Origin of the sequence: Actinotalea sp. JY-7885, from assembly GCF_014525465.1 — a bacterium.
GTDB lineage: Bacteria > Actinomycetota > Actinomycetes > Actinomycetales > Cellulomonadaceae > Actinotalea.
The window spans coordinates 12,422-28,364 of the sequence record NZ_JACEXH010000015.1 but is presented as its reverse complement, the minus strand read 5'-3'; the positions used below and the strand labels follow the sequence as shown (position 1 = coordinate 28,364).

General features: G+C 76.2%; 16 protein-coding genes. 13 read left to right on the top strand and 3 right to left on the bottom strand.

Annotation, left to right across the window (positions count from 1 at the left end):
• The 13 genes from IDM29_RS02980 to IDM29_RS02920 form a co-directional block, all read left to right on the top strand.
• Positions 1-721: L,D-transpeptidase (locus IDM29_RS02980; RefSeq protein ID WP_223147901.1), on the top strand; the 721-nt coding region annotated here is incomplete at its 5' end.
• A gap of 28 nt (positions 722-749) precedes the next feature.
• Positions 750-1,667: a phosphoribosylaminoimidazolesuccinocarboxamide synthase gene (locus tag IDM29_RS02975; protein WP_182112830.1), complete on the top strand. Its 918-nt coding sequence runs from the start codon at positions 750-752 to the stop codon at positions 1,665-1,667.
• 167 nt (positions 1,668-1,834) lie between these two features.
• Positions 1,835-2,851 (top strand): siderophore-interacting protein, encoded by a 1,017-nt coding sequence (locus tag IDM29_RS02970; protein WP_188037186.1) that lies wholly within the window; start codon positions 1,835-1,837, stop codon positions 2,849-2,851.
• A 101-nt stretch (positions 2,852-2,952) separates the two neighbouring features.
• On the top strand, positions 2,953-4,020 hold the full coding sequence (locus tag IDM29_RS02965) for an iron-siderophore ABC transporter substrate-binding protein (RefSeq protein ID WP_182112832.1): 1,068 nt from the start codon (positions 2,953-2,955) through the stop codon (positions 4,018-4,020).
• A 55-nt stretch (positions 4,021-4,075) separates the two neighbouring features.
• Complete coding sequence (locus IDM29_RS02960; protein ID WP_309232669.1) at positions 4,076-5,059, top strand: iron chelate uptake ABC transporter family permease subunit; 984 nt, start codon at positions 4,076-4,078, stop codon at positions 5,057-5,059.
• Entirely contained in the window at positions 5,056-6,123 is a 1,068-nt protein-coding gene (locus tag IDM29_RS02955) for an iron chelate uptake ABC transporter family permease subunit (RefSeq protein ID WP_255491719.1), read from the top strand. The genes IDM29_RS02960 and IDM29_RS02955 overlap by 4 nt, the downstream gene beginning before the upstream one ends.
• The gene (locus IDM29_RS02950) at positions 6,120-6,986 is read left to right on the top strand and encodes an ABC transporter ATP-binding protein (protein ID WP_182112834.1); all 867 of its coding nucleotides are present in this window, start codon (positions 6,120-6,122) and stop codon (positions 6,984-6,986) included. Before IDM29_RS02955 ends, IDM29_RS02950 begins: the two co-directional genes overlap by 4 nt.
• A gap of 277 nt (positions 6,987-7,263) precedes the next feature.
• Positions 7,264-8,793: an amidohydrolase gene (locus IDM29_RS02945; protein WP_370525795.1), complete on the top strand. Its 1,530-nt coding sequence runs from the start codon at positions 7,264-7,266 to the stop codon at positions 8,791-8,793.
• A gap of 140 nt (positions 8,794-8,933) precedes the next feature.
• Positions 8,934-10,043: an alcohol dehydrogenase catalytic domain-containing protein gene (locus tag IDM29_RS02940; protein WP_182112835.1), complete on the top strand. Its 1,110-nt coding sequence runs from the start codon at positions 8,934-8,936 to the stop codon at positions 10,041-10,043.
• 47 nt (positions 10,044-10,090) lie between these two features.
• Complete coding sequence (locus IDM29_RS02935; RefSeq protein WP_255491720.1) at positions 10,091-10,597, top strand: SRPBCC domain-containing protein; 507 nt, start codon at positions 10,091-10,093, stop codon at positions 10,595-10,597.
• A 115-nt stretch (positions 10,598-10,712) separates the two neighbouring features.
• Positions 10,713-10,973 (top strand): phosphoribosylformylglycinamidine synthase subunit PurS, encoded by a 261-nt coding sequence (gene purS / locus IDM29_RS02930; protein WP_182112837.1) that lies wholly within the window; start codon positions 10,713-10,715, stop codon positions 10,971-10,973.
• A complete protein-coding gene (gene purQ / locus IDM29_RS02925) occupies positions 10,970-11,713 on the top strand; it encodes a phosphoribosylformylglycinamidine synthase subunit PurQ (protein WP_255491721.1) in 744 nt (247 codons plus the stop codon). Before purS ends, purQ begins: the two co-directional genes overlap by 4 nt.
• A 22-nt stretch (positions 11,714-11,735) precedes the next feature.
• Positions 11,736-12,257: a GNAT family N-acetyltransferase gene (locus IDM29_RS02920; RefSeq protein ID WP_182112838.1), complete on the top strand. Its 522-nt coding sequence runs from the start codon at positions 11,736-11,738 to the stop codon at positions 12,255-12,257.
• Positions 12,258-12,285: 28 nt separating this feature from the next.
• Here the strand turns inward: IDM29_RS02920 and IDM29_RS02915 are convergent, their stop codons facing one another.
• The 3 genes from IDM29_RS02915 to IDM29_RS02905 are packed head-to-tail and all read right to left on the bottom strand — an operon-like array spanning position 12,286 to position 15,871.
• On the bottom strand, positions 12,286-13,185 hold the full coding sequence (locus IDM29_RS02915; protein ID WP_182112839.1) for a MaoC/PaaZ C-terminal domain-containing protein: 900 nt from the start codon (positions 13,183-13,185) through the stop codon (positions 12,286-12,288).
• Positions 13,182-14,540, bottom strand: coding sequence for a 3-oxoacyl-ACP reductase (locus IDM29_RS02910; protein WP_182112840.1), 1,359 nt, complete (start codon positions 14,538-14,540; stop codon positions 13,182-13,184). Before IDM29_RS02910 ends, IDM29_RS02915 begins: the two co-directional genes overlap by 4 nt.
• A complete protein-coding gene (locus tag IDM29_RS02905; protein WP_182112841.1) occupies positions 14,537-15,871 on the bottom strand; it encodes an acetyl-CoA C-acetyltransferase in 1,335 nt (444 codons plus the stop codon). Before IDM29_RS02905 ends, IDM29_RS02910 begins: the two co-directional genes overlap by 4 nt.
• Positions 15,872-15,943 lie beyond the last annotated feature (72 nt).

The following is a 15,943-nucleotide window of genomic DNA, read 5'->3' as shown; positions in this document are numbered from 1 at the left end:
CCCGCTCACGGGGTGCACGGCCGCGGCGCCCGCGCCGTCGCCGTCCCCCACGGCCGCGGCGACGCCCGTGCCCACGCCCACGCCGACCGGCCCGCCCCCCGCCGTCGTCGCGACCTCGCTCGGCGCGGAGCTCGCGCTCTACGCGGAGCCCGACGCGGCGGCGCCGTCGCGCACCCTGGTCTCGGCCGACGTCGTCTCCGTGCCCGAGGTCCCCCTCACCGCGCTGGTCGTGACGACCGACGGCGACTGGCTGGAGGTGCTGGTCCCCGCCGCGCCGGCGCAGGGCGGGACGCCCGCGGCGACGGCCTGGGTGCGCGCCGACGCCGTGACGCTCTCGTCCACGACGCTGCGGGTCGAGGTGCGGCTCGCCGAGCATCGCCTCCTGGTCGAGGACGCGGGGGAGGTCGTGCTCGACGTGGCCGTGGCCCTGGGCGGCGGCGGGGTCCCCGCACCGGGCAGGTACTCCGTCACCGAGCTGCTGCAGCCGCCGGCGGGGGGCGCCCTGCTCGGCGCCTACGCGTACGGGCTCTCGGGGCACCGGCCGGTGCTCGCCGCGTTCGCGGCCGGCGAGGTCCCGGTCGCGATCCACGGCGGCGCACCGCCGGAGGCCCTCGGCGGCGACGCCCCGACCGGGGGTGTCCGGCTCCAGGACCCCGACGTGGCACGCCTCGTGCAGGAGGTCGGGCTCCCGCTCGGCACACCCGTGGACGTCGTGGCCTGACGGCCGCCCGGCGCGCCACACTGCACGCATGACGCTCACGGTGCCCGGGTGGACGCACACCTACTCCGGCAAGGTCCGGGACCTCTACGTCCCGTCCGCGCCGCACCCCGACGGCGACGTCGTGCTCGTGGTCGCCAGCGACCGGATCAGCGCCTACGACCACGTCCTGGCCACTCCCGTCCCGGACAAGGGCGTCGTGCTCACGCAGCTGAGCCTGTGGTGGTTCGACCAGCTGGCCGACCTCGTGCCCAACCACGTGGTCTCGGGCACCGCCGAGCGTGACGGCGGGCGGGTGCCCGACGTCGTCGCCGGGCGGGCCATGGTCTGCCGCCGCCTCGACATGTTCCCCGTCGAGTGCGTGGCCCGCGGCTACCTGACGGGGTCCGGGCTCGCGGAGTACGTCGCGGGCGGGCAGGTGTGCGGTGTGCCGCTGCCGCCCGGGCTGCAGGACGGCTCGCGGCTGCCCGAGCCGATCTTCACGCCGGCGACGAAGGCCGCGCTGGGGGACCACGACGAGAACGTCAGCCTCGAGGTCGTCGCCGCACGGATCGGCGAGGCCGACGCCCACCTGCTGCGCGACCTCACCCTGGCGGTCTACGCCCGGGCCGAGGCCGTGGCGCGCGAGCGCGGCGTGCTCCTCGCCGACACCAAGCTCGAGCTCGGCCGCCCCGCGCAGGGCCCGCACGCGGGCGCCGTCGTGCTCGGGGACGAGGTGCTGACGCCCGACTCGTCGCGGTTCTGGCCGCTCGACACCTGGAGCCCGGGCCGCGCCCAGCCGAGCTTCGACAAGCAGTACGTGCGGGACTGGCTCACCTCGCCCGCGTCGGGCTGGGACCGCGCCTCCGACGCGCCACCGCCACCGCTGCCCGACGACGTCGTCGAGCGGACGCGCGCCAGATACCTCGAGGCCTACGAGCGACTGACGGGCAGCGCGCTGCCGCTCTGAAACGCCGCGACCCGGCTGTGAGCAGGCTCATACGCGTCCGGGGTGAGGGCAGGGTTATCTTCGTTAGGTAAGCCTATGCTTTACTGGCAGAGAGCGACGAGACGCGCATCACGTCGACCGCACGACCGCCCACCGCTCGACCGACCCGCAGCACTGCGAGGAGCCCGATGTCCGCGAGCACGCTCAACCGCGTGGAGCCCGCCTACCGGGCCTTCGAGGTCGAGGTCCTGCGCGCGCGCCGGCTCTCGCCGAGCTTCCTGCGGATGACCTTCACGGGCCCGGACCTGGACCTGTTCGCCGACGACGGCCTCGACCAGCGCATCAAGCTGGTCCTGCCGGCCGCGTGCGGCGCGCGGGTCGACGCCGCGCTCTTCACGAGCGACTCGTGGTTCGAGACGTGGCGCGCGATGCCCGACGACGAGCGGTACCCGCTGCGCACCTACACGGTGCGCGCGGTCCGGCAGGCGGAGCGCGAGGTCGACGTCGACGTCGTGCTGCACGGCGTCGCGCCCGGCGCGGTGACGACGCGCGGCTGCGGCCTGGCCGAGCTGCTGGGCTGCGCGTGCTCGTCACAGGTGGGTCCCGCGGTGCGCTGGTGCGCCGCCGCCCGCTCCGGCGACCCGATCGTCCTCATCGGCCCCAACGCGCGCTTCGACGGCCGGACCGGCATCGAGTGGCAGCCGCCGGCCGACGCCGGCACCTTCCTGCTCGCCGGCGACGAGACCGCCGTCCCCGCGATCTGCTCGATCGTCGAGCAGCTGCCCGCGGACGCGCGCGGCCACGCCTTCCTCGAGGTACCCACCGCGCACGACGTGCTGGAGGTGCGCGCGCCCGCCGGCGTCGAGCTGCACTGGCTGCCCCGGTCGCGCCCGGCCACCGACTCGGACGTCCGCATCGACGCGCCCCACGGCAGCCTGCTGGACGCCGCGGTCCGCAGCACCGTGACCGCGGCCGTGGAGCGCCGCGCGGCCGCCGCCGTCCCGCTCGAGGACGTCGACGTGGACCACCAGATCATGTGGGAGGTGCCGGAGCAGCCGACAGCTGCCGACGGCGTCTACGCGTGGATCGCGGGGGAGGCGGGCGTCGTCAAGGAGCTGCGCCGCTTCCTCGTCCGCGACATCGGCCTCGACCGCCGCTCGGTGGCCTTCATGGGCTACTGGCGCCACGGTCGCGCCGAGGGCTGACGCCCCGCGACGACGTCGCCGGTCCGCCTGCCACCGGCGGCCCGAGCCACCCGCACCGCACGACACCCACAGCACCAGCACGTCCGCCGAATGGAGCACCCATGTCCCCCGCACGCCCCCGCACGCCGCGCCTCGCGCGCCGGCGCGCCGCCGCCCTCCTCGTCGCCGCGACGACCGCCCTCACGCTCGCCGCGTGCGGCGGCACCGCCGACGACGGCGACGAGGCCGGGGCCGCCACCTCGGAGGAGTCCTCCGCCTTCCCCGTGACCATCGAGCACGCGCTGGGCACGACGACGATCGAGGAGGAGCCCGAGCGCGTCGTGACACTGGGCTGGGGGTCGCAGGACACGGCCCTCGCGCTCGGCGTGGTGCCCGTCGGCATCCCGGCCGACACCTGGGCCGGCGACCCGGAGACCGGGCTGCTGCCCTGGACCGCCGAGGCGATCGACGAGCTCGGCGGCGAGCTGCCCGAGACCTACGTCGACCTGCCCGAGGTCGACGTCGAGGAGATCGCGGCGCTCGAGCCGGACCTCATCCTGGCCACCTACTCGGGGATCTCCCCGGAGGTGTACGCGCAGCTCGAGCTCATCGCGCCGACCGTCGCCTACCCCGACCAGCCGTGGCTCGTGAGCTGGCAGGACCAGACGCTCATCAACGGCCGCGCACTGGGCCAGGAGGCCGAGGCGGAGGAGCTCGTCGCCGAGATGGAGGCGCTCCTGGCGGAGACCGGCGCCGAGAACCCGTCGCTCGAGGGGCTGACCTTCGCGTACGTGTACGGCTCGCCGGACGGCACGCTGTCGGCCTACGTCGAGGGCGACCCGCGCGTCGAGCTCCTCACGGGGCTCGGCATGGAGCTGGCGCCGGGCGTGGCCGACCTGGAGGCGCCCGAGGGCACCTTCTTCGTCAACCTCGGCACCGAGAGCACCGACCTCCTCGCCGACGCCGACGTCCTGATCACGTGGTTCAACGACGAGCAGGAGCAGGCGTCGGTCGAGGCCCTGGGGACCTTCGCCTCCATCCCGGCCGTCCAGCGCGGCAGCTACCTGCCGCTGCTGGACCGCCAGCTCGGCATGGCGATGAGCACGACGACGGCGCTCGGCCTGCCCTGGGGCCTGTCGGAGTTCGTGCCCCAGCTGGTCGAGGCGGCCGACGCCGTCCCGGCGGACTGACCGCCGCGACCGGGCCAGACCGGCTCGCGTGAGCGCGTCCACGAGGAGGACCGCGGTGCTCGTCGGCACCGCGGTCCTCCTCGTCGTCGCGGTGGTGCTGAGCCTGGCCGTCGGTGCCCAGGGGATCGCGCCCGCCGACGTGTGGCGCCACCTCCTTGCCTCGGACGGCTCCAACGACGCCGCGATCGTGCGCGAGGTGCGCCTCCCGCGCACGCTGCTCGGCGTCGCGGCGGGTGCGGCGCTCGGGCTCTCCGGCGCGCTGATGCAGTCGCTCAGCCGCAACCCGCTGGCGGACCCGGGGCTCCTGGGCGTCAACGCCGGGGCCGCCGCGGCCGTGGTGGCGGGGATCAGCCTGCTCGGCGTCACGACCGTGGGCGGGTACGTGTGGCTCGCCTTCGCCGGCGCGGGCGCCGCGACGGTCCTCGTGTACCTCGTCGGGTCGCGCAGCGGTGGCCCCGAGGCGGCCGGGACGCCGGTGCGGCTGACGCTGGCGGGCGCGGCCGTCTCCGCGGTCCTCATGGCGCTGGTGTGGGCCATGACCTTCCTGGACCGCGAGGCCCTCGACCTGTACCGCTTCTGGGCCGTCGGCAGCCTGTCGGGACGCGGTCTCGGGATCCTCGTCCAGGTGCTGCCGTTCCTGGCCGTGGGTCTGGTCGTCGGTCTCCTGCTCGCCGTCCCGCTCAACGCCATGGCGCTCGGGGAGGACGTGGGCCGGGCGCTCGGGCTCAGCCCGGGCGTGGTCCGCGCCGTCACCGGGGTCGTCGTGACGCTGCTGTGCGGCGCCGCGACGGCCGCGGTGGGGCCGCTCGTCTTCGTCGGGCTGGCCGTGCCGCACATCGTGCGCGGGCTGACCGGGCCCGACGACCGCTGGGTGCTGCCGCTCTCGGCGCTCGCGGCGCCCGTCCTGCTGCTGCTCGCGGACGTGCTCGGCCGCGTCCTGGCCGCGCCCGCCGAGATCCAGGTGGGCGTGGTGACGGCGTTCCTGGGCGCCCCGGCGCTCATCGCGCTCGCGGGCCGACGCCGGGTGACGGCGCTGTGACCGCCGTGGCCGCGGAGCGCGCGGCCGTCCCCTCGCGGGCGGGACGCGCGCTCGTGCTGCGGCTGGGCCCGCTGTCGCTGCGGTGGCGCGTGCGCACCCTGGTCGTCGGTGCGGGGCTCGTGCTCGCGATGCTCGCGCTCCTCGTGGTCGCCGTGTCCGTGGGGGCACGGTCGGTGGCGCCCGGGGAGGTCGTGCTCGCGCTGCTCGGCGTGGACACCGGCGGGTCGTCGTTCATCGTGCGCGAGCTGCGCCTGCCGCGCGCCCTGTGCGCGGTCGGCGTCGGCGCGGCGCTGGGCATGAGCGGCGCCCTGTTCCAGACGGTGGTGCGCAACCCGCTCGGCAGCCCCGAGCTCATCGGCTTCACGCAGGGCGCGTCGGCGGGCGCCGTCGCGGGCATCGTGCTCGCGGGGGCGACGGGGGCGGCCCTGGCCGGCTCCGCGCTCGCGGGCGGGTTCGTCGCGGCGGTCGTGGTCTACCTCGGGGCCTTCCGGCGCGGCCTGCTGGGCACGCGCCTGGTGCTCGTCGGCATCGGCGTCGGCGCGATGCTCAACGCCGTCACCTGGTGGCTGCTCACGCGCGCCGAGCTGACGCAGGCGCAGGTCGCCTCGGCGTGGCTCGTCGGGTCCCTCAACGCGCGGTCGTGGGACCACGTATGGCTGGTGGTGGTCGTGCTCGCGGTGCTCGCGCCCGCGTGCCTCGCGGTCGCGCCGTGGCTGCGCATGATCGACCTCGGCGAGGACGCCGCGTCGGCGCTGGGTGTGCCCGTGCGGCGGGCCCAGCTGGTGCTCGTGGTGCTCGGGGTCGCGCTGTGCGCGCTCGGGGTCGCCGTCGCCGGGCCGGTACCGTTCATCGCGCTCGTCGCACCGCAGGTCTCGCGCCGCCTCGTGCGGGGCACCGGCCTCGCGCTCGCGCCGTCCGCGCTCACCGGCGCCCTGCTGCTGCTCGCCGCCGACGTGGTCGCGCAGCACGCGCTGCCGGTGGCGATGCCGGTGGGGGTCGCGACGGGTGTCGTCGGTGGGGTCTACCTCGCCTGGGTCCTGAGCCGAGAGGGGCGTCGCCGATGACCGTCGACCCGTCCGCGCACGCCGGTGCGCCCGAGGGGCCGCAGGGCGCCGCGCCCGGGGGGCCGCAGGACGCCGCGCCCGCCGCCCGGCTGGTCGCGCGGGACGTCACGCTCGCGTACGAGCGCCGCGTCGTCGTCGACGGGCTCACCCTCGCCGTCCCGGACGGCTCCTTCACGGTCGTCATCGGGCCCAACGCGTGCGGCAAGTCCACGCTCCTGCGCGGCCTGGCGCGCCTGCTCGAGCCGCGCGGAGGCGCCGTCCTGCTCGACGGGCGGGCCGTGCACACCATGCCCACCAAGGAGGTCGCACGGCAGGTCGGCCTCCTGCCGCAGACCGCCGTCGCGCCCGAGGGCATCACGGTCGCCGACCTCGTCGCACGGGGCCGCTACCCCTACCAGGGGCTGCTGCGGCAGTGGTCGCGCGAGGACGAGGTGGCGGTGGCGCGCGCGATGGCGGCCACCCACGTGACCGACCTCGCCGACCGCGCGGTCGACGAGCTCTCGGGTGGCCAGCGCCAGCGTGTGTGGCTCGCGCTCGTGCTCGCGCAGGAGACGCCCGTACTGCTCCTCGACGAGCCCACGACGTTCCTGGACATCGCCCACCAGTACGAGGTCATGGACCTGTGCGCGAGCCTGCACGACACGGGCCGGACCCTCGTCGCCGTGCTCCACGACCTCAACCAGGCGTCGCGGTACGCGACCCACCTCGTGGTGATGAAGGACGGCGCCGTCGTCGCGCAGGGGGCGCCGCAGGACGTCGTGACGGCCGATCTGGTCGGGCACGTGTTCGGCCTTCCGTGCCGCGTGGTGCCGGACCCCGCCAGCGGCACACCGCTCGTGGTGCCCGAGGTGCGGCGGCGCTGACGCCCGCGCCGGGACGCCGTCGGACCCGGATTCGTATCGATTTTGGTCCCCGGACTGCGCGGCGGGGCGGGTTCTGGCACCATCTGGCACCACCGGACCGGTCGGCGTGGGCGCGCGCCCCCCGCGTGCCCACGTCGGCCCCCGAGCGAAGGAGACGCCGCGTGCGGAAGCAGCCCGACGGCGTCGTCGTCACCGCGCACGCGCCGGCGCCGAGCGGTCCGCGCGACGCGTCCGCGCGGTCCGGGCCCCGCACGCCGTCGCGGGGACGGGGCAGGCCGTGACGTCCGTGCTCCTGACCGCCGCGCGTGTGGTCCCGGTCCAGGGCGCCGCGGTGCCTGCGGAGCTGTGCGACGTGCTCGTGGTCGACGGGGTGGTGCGTGCCCTGGCTCCCGCCGTCACGGGCGCCGCCCTGCAGGAGGCGGACGAGGGACCGATCGAGACGGTCGACCTCGCCGGCCGCTGGCTCGTGCCCGGGCTGTGGGACGCGCACACGCACATGAACCAGTGGGCGCTCGCGCGGCAGCGGGTCGACGTGTCGGGGGCGACGTCGGCGGCCCACGCCGCGACGCTCGTCGCCGAGCGCCTGCGCCTCGCGCCGCCGCCCGCGGGCGTGCCGCTCGTGGGGTTCGGCTTCCGTGACGGCCTGTGGCCCGACGTGCCGACGTCGGCGGTCCTCGACGACGCCGCGGCGGGCGCCGGCGTCCCCGGTGCCGAGGTGGTGCTGGTCAGCGCGGACCTGCACTGCGGCTGGCTGGGCACGGCCGCCGCCGCGCGCCTGGGTGTCGCGGGACTGATCGGTGGGGACGGCACGGGGCTGCTGCGTGAGAACGCCTGGTTCCCGCTGCTCGACCGGCTCGCCGCGGCGCCCACCGACGTCGTCGACGCGTGGGTCGCCGACGCGGTGCGGGCCGCGGCCGAGCGCGGCGTCGTCGGCGTCGTGGACTTCGAGATGTCCGGCGCCGTGCCCGCCTGGGAGCGGCGGGCGGCCGCCGGGCGGCTCGGCCTTCGGGTGGTCGCGAGCGTCTGGGCGCAGGGGCTGGACGAGGCGGTCGCGCGCGGGCTGCCGACCGGTCGAGCGCTCACCGCCGACGGCCTCCTGACGATGGGCCCGCTCAAGGTCATCACGGACGGGTCGCTCAACACCCGCACCGCCTACTGCTTCGACCCGTACCCGGGGCTGGCCGGCCCGGAGGCGTTCGGCGTGCTGTCGGTGCCGCCCGGGGAGCTGCGGCCCCTCATGGCCCGCGCGACCGCCGCAGGACTCGGGTGCGCGATCCACGCGATCGGCGACCACGCCAACGCGCTCGCCCTCGACGCGTTCGAGGCCACGGGTGCGCGGGGCAGCATCGAGCACGCGCAGCTGGTCACCGCCGACGACGTCGACCGGCTCGTCCGGCTCGGCATCGTCGCGAGCGTCCAGCCCGAGCACGCGATGGACGACCGCGACGTCGCCGACCGGCACTGGGTCGGCCGCACCGACCGCGCCTTCCCGTTCGGTGCCCTGCACCGTGCGGGCGTGCGGCTGACCCTGGGGTCCGACGCGCCCGTGGCGCCGCTCGACCCGTGGCACGCGATCGGGGCCGCCGTCGACCGGGCGCGCGACGGGCGGGCGCCGTGGCACCCCGAGCACCGGCTCCCCGCGCACGTCGCGCTCGCCGCATCCGTGCGCTCCCGGGTCGCGCCCGGCGCGGTGGCGGACCTGGCGGTGCTCGAGGCGGACCCGCTCACGACGACGGGCTACGGCCTGCGCGCGATGCCGGTGGCCGGGACGCTGCTGGCCGGACGGTGGACCCACCGCCGCTTCTGACGGGTCCCGACCCCGACCCGGTGGGCGGGAGGGACGGTCCAGTGCCCGGGCGGAGGGCGGCGGCGCGCGGCCGGGGTGGGATCCTGGGCTGCCGCCGACCGGCGGTGATCGTCCGCTCACGACAGACCGGGGTGCCTCACATGCGAGCCGTCGTGTTCGAGCGCTTCGGGGGTCCGCTCGAGGTGCGGGACGTGCCGGAGCCCTCGTGCCCGCCGTCGGGCGCCGTCATCCGCGTCGAGGCGACGGGCGTGTGCCGCAGCGACTGGCACGGCTGGCAGGGGCACGACGACGGCATCGCGGTGCCGCACGTGCCCGGCCACGAGCTCGCGGGGACGGTGGTCCAGGTGGGCGCCGAGGTGCGGGCCTGGCGCGCCGGGGACCGGGTGACGGTGCCGTTCGTCTGCGCGTGCGGCGAGTGCGCGGTGTGCCGCGCGGGCGAGCAGCAGGTCTGCGAGCGGCAGACGCAGCCCGGGTTCACCCACTGGGGGTCGTTCGCCGAGCGGGTCGCGATCGACCACGCCGACGTCAACCTCGTCGCGCTCCCCGAGGGGATGAGCGCCGTCACGGCGGCGTCGTTGGGCTGCCGGTTCGCGACGGCGTACCGCGCGCTCACGGTGCACGGACGCGTCGCGGCCGGGCAGTGGGTCGCCGTGCACGGGTGCGGCGGTGTGGGGCTGTCCGCGGTGATGATCGCCGTGGCGGCCGGTGCGCGCGTCGTGGCCCTGGACGTCCGGGCCGAGGCGCGAACGGCGGCCGCGGCGCTCGGGGCCGAGGTGGTGCTGGACCCGCGGTCGGGTGGCGGGCGAGCGCGAGCTCACCGTGAGGCTCCGGGCGCCGGCGCCCCCGCGCCGACCACGGCCGACGCCCTGGGTGCGCTGGTGGCCGAGGTGACGGGCGGCGGCGCCCACGTGTCCGTCGAGGCGCTGGGTGACCCCGTGACCGCGGCCGGCTCGATCCTCGGCCTGCGCCGCCGGGGACGCCACGTCCAGGTCGGCCTCCTCCTCGCCGAGCACGCGCGCCCGCCGCTCCCGATGGACCGCGTCGTGGCCTGGGAGCTCGAGGTCTACGGCAGCCACGGCATGGCCGCGCACGAGTACCCCGCCATGCTCGCCGCCGTCGCCCGCGGTGACCTGGCGCCCGAGCGCCTCGTCGGCGACGTCATCGGGCTCGACGCCGCTGGCGCCGCGCTCGCGTCCATGGGCGACCCCGCGCCGCGCAGCGGCGCGGGCATGACCGTCGTCGTGCCGTAGCAGCGCGGCGCGCGGGGATGCGCCCGCGGAGGCGGCAAGATCGCCTCGTGCAGCAGAGTCCCTCGATCGACGGCCGCGCCGACACCGCGCACGGTGAGGTGCACCTCGAGGTGGCGCTCCCGGCGGCCACGTCCGACGTCTGGCGGGCGCTGACCGACGGCGAGCACACCGTGCGCTGGCTGGGACGCCTGGACGGCGTGGTCGCCGAGGGCGTCCGGTTCGATCTGTGGCACGACGAGCACGTCCGGTCGCGGCACGCCGTGCTGCAGTGGGAACCGCGCCGACTGCTGATCCTCACCTGGGACTTCCCCGAGGAGCGGCCGAGCCGGCTCACCGTCGCCCTGGACGAGGTGGCGCCGTCGAGCACGACCCTGACCCTGCACCACGAGGACCTGGACGACGCGGTGTCCTACGCCGCCGGCTGGCACCGGCACCTCGAGTACCTGCACGCCCACCTGGCGGGCGACGACCTCCCGTTCGACGACTTCTGGACCGGTTACGACGACCTGGTCGAGCACTACACGGACCGGCCCGATCGCCGGCCCCGCGCCTGATCCATCGGCGCCCGCGACGGCGGCCGGCCGCCTGGTGAACGCCCCCGACGTCGTGTCGGACGCCGCGGGTATCGTGGCCGTCGTCTCCCCTCGCACCAGACCCAGGAGCCCTTCTGTGGGACGAGTCGTCGTCGATGTGATGCCGAAGCCCGAGATCCTCGACCCGCAGGGCAAGGCCGTCGCCAACGCCCTGCCGCGGCTCGGGTTCCACGGGTTCACGAGCGTGCGCCAGGGCAAGCGGTTCGAGCTCGAGGTCGACGGCGAGGTCACCGAGGAGGTGCTCGAGGCCGTCCGTCGGGCCGCCGAGACCCTGCTGTCGAACCCCGTGATCGAGGACGTCGTGCGCGTCGCGGTCGCCGACGAGGTCGGCGCGTGAGCACCCCGACGATCGCGCGGCCGGCTGCCGACGCGCGCGTCGACGGCGCCCGCATCGGCGTCGTCACCTTCCCCGGGACGCTCGACGACCGCGACGCCGCGCGCGCCGTGCGCCTCGCGGGCGGCGAGCCGGTCGCGCTCTGGCACGCCGACGCCGACCTGCACGGGGTCGACGCCGTCGTCCTGCCGGGCGGCTTCTCCTACGGCGACTACCTGCGCGCCGGCGCCATCAGCAGCTTCGCGCCCGTGATGGGCACGCTCGTCGACGCCGCACGGGGCGGCCTGCCCGTGCTGGGCATCTGCAACGGCTTCCAGGTGCTCTGCGAGGCGCACCTGCTACCCGGCGCCATGATCAAGAACGACCACCGGACCTTCCTGTGCCGCGAGCAGGTGCTCGTCGTGGAGAACGCGACGACCGCCTGGACCGGCGACTTCGAGCAGGGCGAGAAGATCGTCATCCCGCTCAAGAACCAGGACGGCCAGTACGTGGCGTCCGAGCGTGACCTCGACGAGCTCGAGGCCGAGGGCCGCGTGGTGTTCCGCTACGACGGCTGGAACCCGAACGGCTCGCGGCGCGCCATCGCCGGCATCGCGAACGCCGCGGGCAACGTCGTGGGCCTCATGCCGCACCCCGAGCACGCCGTCGAGCCGGGCTTCGGCCCCGACAGCGCGGCCGGTCCGCGCCTGGGCACGGACGGCCTGCGGTTCTTCACGTCGGTCCTCGCCACGCTCGTCCGCTGATGCGCCCGACGGGCACGCGCGCGTGAGCGCCCCGTCACCCGCGTCGGGCGGCGCCGCCGCGACGCCGACCGTCGCGGTCGAGCGGGTGCCCTGGGACGACCCCGACGCCGCGCGCCTGCGCGAGGAGCAGCAGACCGAGCTCGCCGCCCGGTACGACGGCGTCGGCGACATCGAGCCCGTGCTGCCGCCGGACGAGATGCTCGCGACCGTCGTCGTCCGGCTCGACGGCGAGGTGGTCGGATGCGGCTCGCTGCGCGCCGCGTCCGGGTACGGCGACGGCTACGGCGAGCTCAAGCGCATGTTCGTGCGCCCCGCGGCACGCGGCAGGGGACTGTCCCGGGCGGTGCTCGCCGAGCTCGAGCGGCTCGCGGTCGAGCACGGCCTGCGGCGGCTCGTCCTCGAGACCGGCGTCCGCCAACCCGAGGCGATCGCCCTCTACCGCTCGACGGGCTACGAGCGCATCGACAACTACGGGCCCTACACCGACGAGCCGACGTCGGTCTGCTACGCGCGCTGGCTCACGCCGGAGCCCGAGCCGCGCTGAGCGCCGACGCCGCGCCGGGCGTCCGGCCTCAGCCGAGCGGGACCACCCGGCCCTCGAGGTGCTTGCGCGCCCTGCGGGCGTCCCACGCCACGAAGCCGTAGCCGTCGTCGTCGGGAGACACGCGGACCGAGGCCGTGCCCGGCAGCAGGACCGGCGCCGCGAACTCGACGTCCCAGCGGTACGCGTCGCCGCGCGCCGCCGGCCCGACGTCGGCCAGGGCCCGGGCGGCCGTGTACATGCCGTGCGCGATCGCCCGCGGGAACCCGAACGCCTTCGCCGCGAGCGCGGACGTGTGGATCGGGTTCCGGTCGCCCGAGACCTCGGCGTACTGCCGCCCCACGTCCGCGCCCAGGCGCCACTGCCCGGTGGGCGTCGGCGGGATCCAGGCGAAGCGCGGCTCCTTCTCGGGCCGCGCGGCGCCCGCGACGCGCACGCCGCGCGCGAGGTACGTCGACGTGCCGGACCACACGACGAGGCCGTCGACGCTGATCTCGCCGACCAGGTCGACGACGGTCCCGGCGTGGTGCGGCCGCAGGTCGCGCGCGCCCACCTGCACGTCGAGCGGCGCGTCGAGGCGCACGGGCCGGTGCTGCTCCACCCGGTTGGCCACGTGCACCATCCCGAGCAGCGGCAGCGGGAAGTCGCCGCGGATCATCAGTGCCGTCTGCAGCGGGAAGGCGAGCACGTGCAGGAACCCGGCCGGCAGGACGTCGCCCGCGGGCTCGCCCACGAGGTGCTGGTACGCGGTGAGCCGCTCGACGTCGGCCCGCACGTGGTGCACGCGCAGGTCGACGGCGGGCAGCTGCTCGGGTGCGACCGGGCGCCGCGGCGCCATCATCGCGACCGCCGACGTCGTGACGCCCTTGACGTACGTGCGCGCGAGCGGCGGCATGGTGCGCAGCTCGACGACCTGCCGGCCGGTCCTCATGCGCCGACCAGGCTCTGGCCGCACACGCGCAGCACCTGGCCGTTGACGCCCCCGGCCTGCGGCGACGCGAGGAACGCGATCGCCTCGGCGACGTCGACCGGCTGCCCGCCCTGCTGCAGCGAGGACAGGCGACGGGCGAACTCGCGCGTCGCGAACGGGATGCTCGCCGTCATGTCGGTCTCGATGAACCCCGGCGCGACGGCGTTCGCGGTCCCGCCCAGCGCCGCCAGGCGGGGCGCGAACGCGCGCACCATCCCGATGACGCCGGCCTTGGACGCGCCGTAGTTCGTCTGGCCGCGGTTGCCGGCGATGCCGCTCGTCGAGGCGAGCGCGATGATGCGCGGCGCGGCGCCCAGCGAGCCGGACCCCAGCAGCTCCTCGGTGATCCGCAGCGGCGCCGTGACGTTCACCGCGAGCACCGGGTCCCACTTCTCGGGCGTCATGTTGACCAGCAGCTTGTCGCGCAGCACGCCGGCGTTGTGCACGACGACGTCGAGGCGCCCGTGGCGGGCGCCGACGTGCGCGAGGATCCGCGCCGCGGCGTCGTCGGCGGTGACGTCGAGCTGGAGCGCGGTCCCGTGCACCTCGTTCGCGACGGCGGCGAGGGCCTCACCGGCCGCGGGCACGTCGACGACGACGAGCGTCGCGCCGTCGCGCGCCAGGGTGCGGGCGATCGCCGCGCCGATGCCGCGCGCGGCGCCGGTGACGACGGCGACCTGGCCCTCGAGCGGCTTGTCCCAGTCGGCCGGCAGCGCGCCGCCCGACGACGTGACGTGCAGCGGCTGCCCGTCGACGTACGCGGACCGGCCCGAGAGCAGGAAGCGCAGGGCGCCGACCGCGCTCGGCGCCGTGACGTCCACGCCCTCGGCCAGGACGATGCCGTTGCCGGTCGCGCCGCCGCGCAGCTCCTTGGCCAGCGAGCGCAGCATGCCGTCGACGCCCTGCCGGGCCGCGGCCACGGGTGCCGCGACGGCGCCGGGCTCGCCGGGCTCGCGGGAGACGACGACGACGCGGCCGCCCGGGGCGAGCCGCTTCACGGCGGGCGCGACGGACAGCATCGGCTGCGTGAGGTCGGCCGGCGCCGCGACGTGCGTCAGGACCAGGACGATCGCGCCGAAGCGGTCGGCGTCGCCCGTCGGGTGGCGGTGGACGTCGAGGTCCCACGCGAGCAGCTGCTCGGCGATCGCGTCGGCGTCCGCCTCGGCGCCCGCGTCCGGCACCACGAGCACGGGGCCGGGCACCAGCGGGGCCGCCGGGTCGTGGCGGCGCAGCACCGCGGGCCGGGGGAGGCCGAGCTGCTTGGCGATCTTCTTCGTGAGCCCGGAGTTGACCAGGCCCAGGTACGTGTCGGTCACGCTGCCTCCATGATCGCGACGACGGCCTGGCCACCCGCGGCGCAGACCGAGATGAGACCGCGGCTGCCCGGGCCCTTGGCGGCGAGCGCCTTGGCGAGCGTCGCGACGATGCGGCCGCCCGTGGCGGCGAACGGGTGCCCGGCGGCGAGCGACGAGCCGTGGACGTTGAGGCGGCTGCGGTCGATCGACCCCAGCGCACCCGGCAGCCCGAGGCGCTCGCGGCAGAACTCCTCGGACTCCCACGCGGCGAGGTTGCACAGCACGGTGGCCGCGAACGCCTCGTGGATCTCGTAGAAGTCGAAGTCCTGGAGGGTGAGCCCGTTGCGGGCCAGCAGGCGCGGCACGGCGTGCGCGCCCGCCATGAGCAGCCCGTCGCGGCCGTGCACGAAGTCCACGGCGCCCGGCTCGGCGTCGACGATCGACGCGAGCACGGGAAGACCGCGCTCGGCGGCCCACGCGTCGCTCGCGAGGAGCACCGTCGAGGCGCCGTCGGACAGCGGGGTGGAGTTGCCCGCGGTCATGGTCGGCGGGGTGTCCAGGGTCTTGCCGAAGACCGGCTTGAGGGCCCCGAGCTTCTCGAGCGAGGTGTCGGCGCGCAGGTTCGCGTCGCGCGTCAGGCCCCGGTAGGGCGTGAGCAGGTCGTCGAAGAACCCGGCGTCGTAGGCCGCCGCGAGGTTGTGGTGGCTCGCGAGCGCGAGCTCGTCCTGCGCCTCGCGGGTGATCTTCCAGGCGGCGGTGGTCAGGGCCTGGTGCTCACCCATGGACAGGCCGGTCCGCGGCTCGCCGGTGGTCGGCGCCGAGGGCGCCAGGTGCGCGGGGCGTAGCCGGGCGACGGCGGCCAGCCGCTGCTGCGGCGTCCGGGCCCGCGACAGGTCGAGCAGGATGCGGCGCAGCGGGTCGCTCACGACGATCGGCGCGTCCGACGTGGAGTCCACCCCGCCCGCGATGCCCGACTCGATCTGGCCGAGGCGGATCTTGTTGCTCAGCCCGACGACGGTCTCGAGGCCGGTCGCGCACGCCTGCTGCAGGTCGTAGGCGGGGGTCTCGGGTGAGAGCGGCGACCCGAGGACGGCCTCGCGCGCCAGGTTGAAGTCCTTGGAGTGCTTGAGGACGGCACCCGCCGCGACCTCGCCGATGCGCTCGTCGGCCAGGCCGAAGCGCGCGACGAGGCCGTCGAGCGCGGCCCCGAGCATGTCGAGGTTGCTCGCCCGGACGTAGGGGCCGCCCGAGCGGGCGAACGGGATGCGGTTGCCGCCCACGACCACCGCGCGGCGCGGGGCGCCTGCCGGGGTCTGCGGTGGCGTGGGTGCGGGGGTGGTGGGTGCCGCCATGGGGAACGGGGTCCTCTCGCGTCGTCGTCGAGCAGCGATGGTGGTGCACGCGCCTACCGGGACCACCGTCCC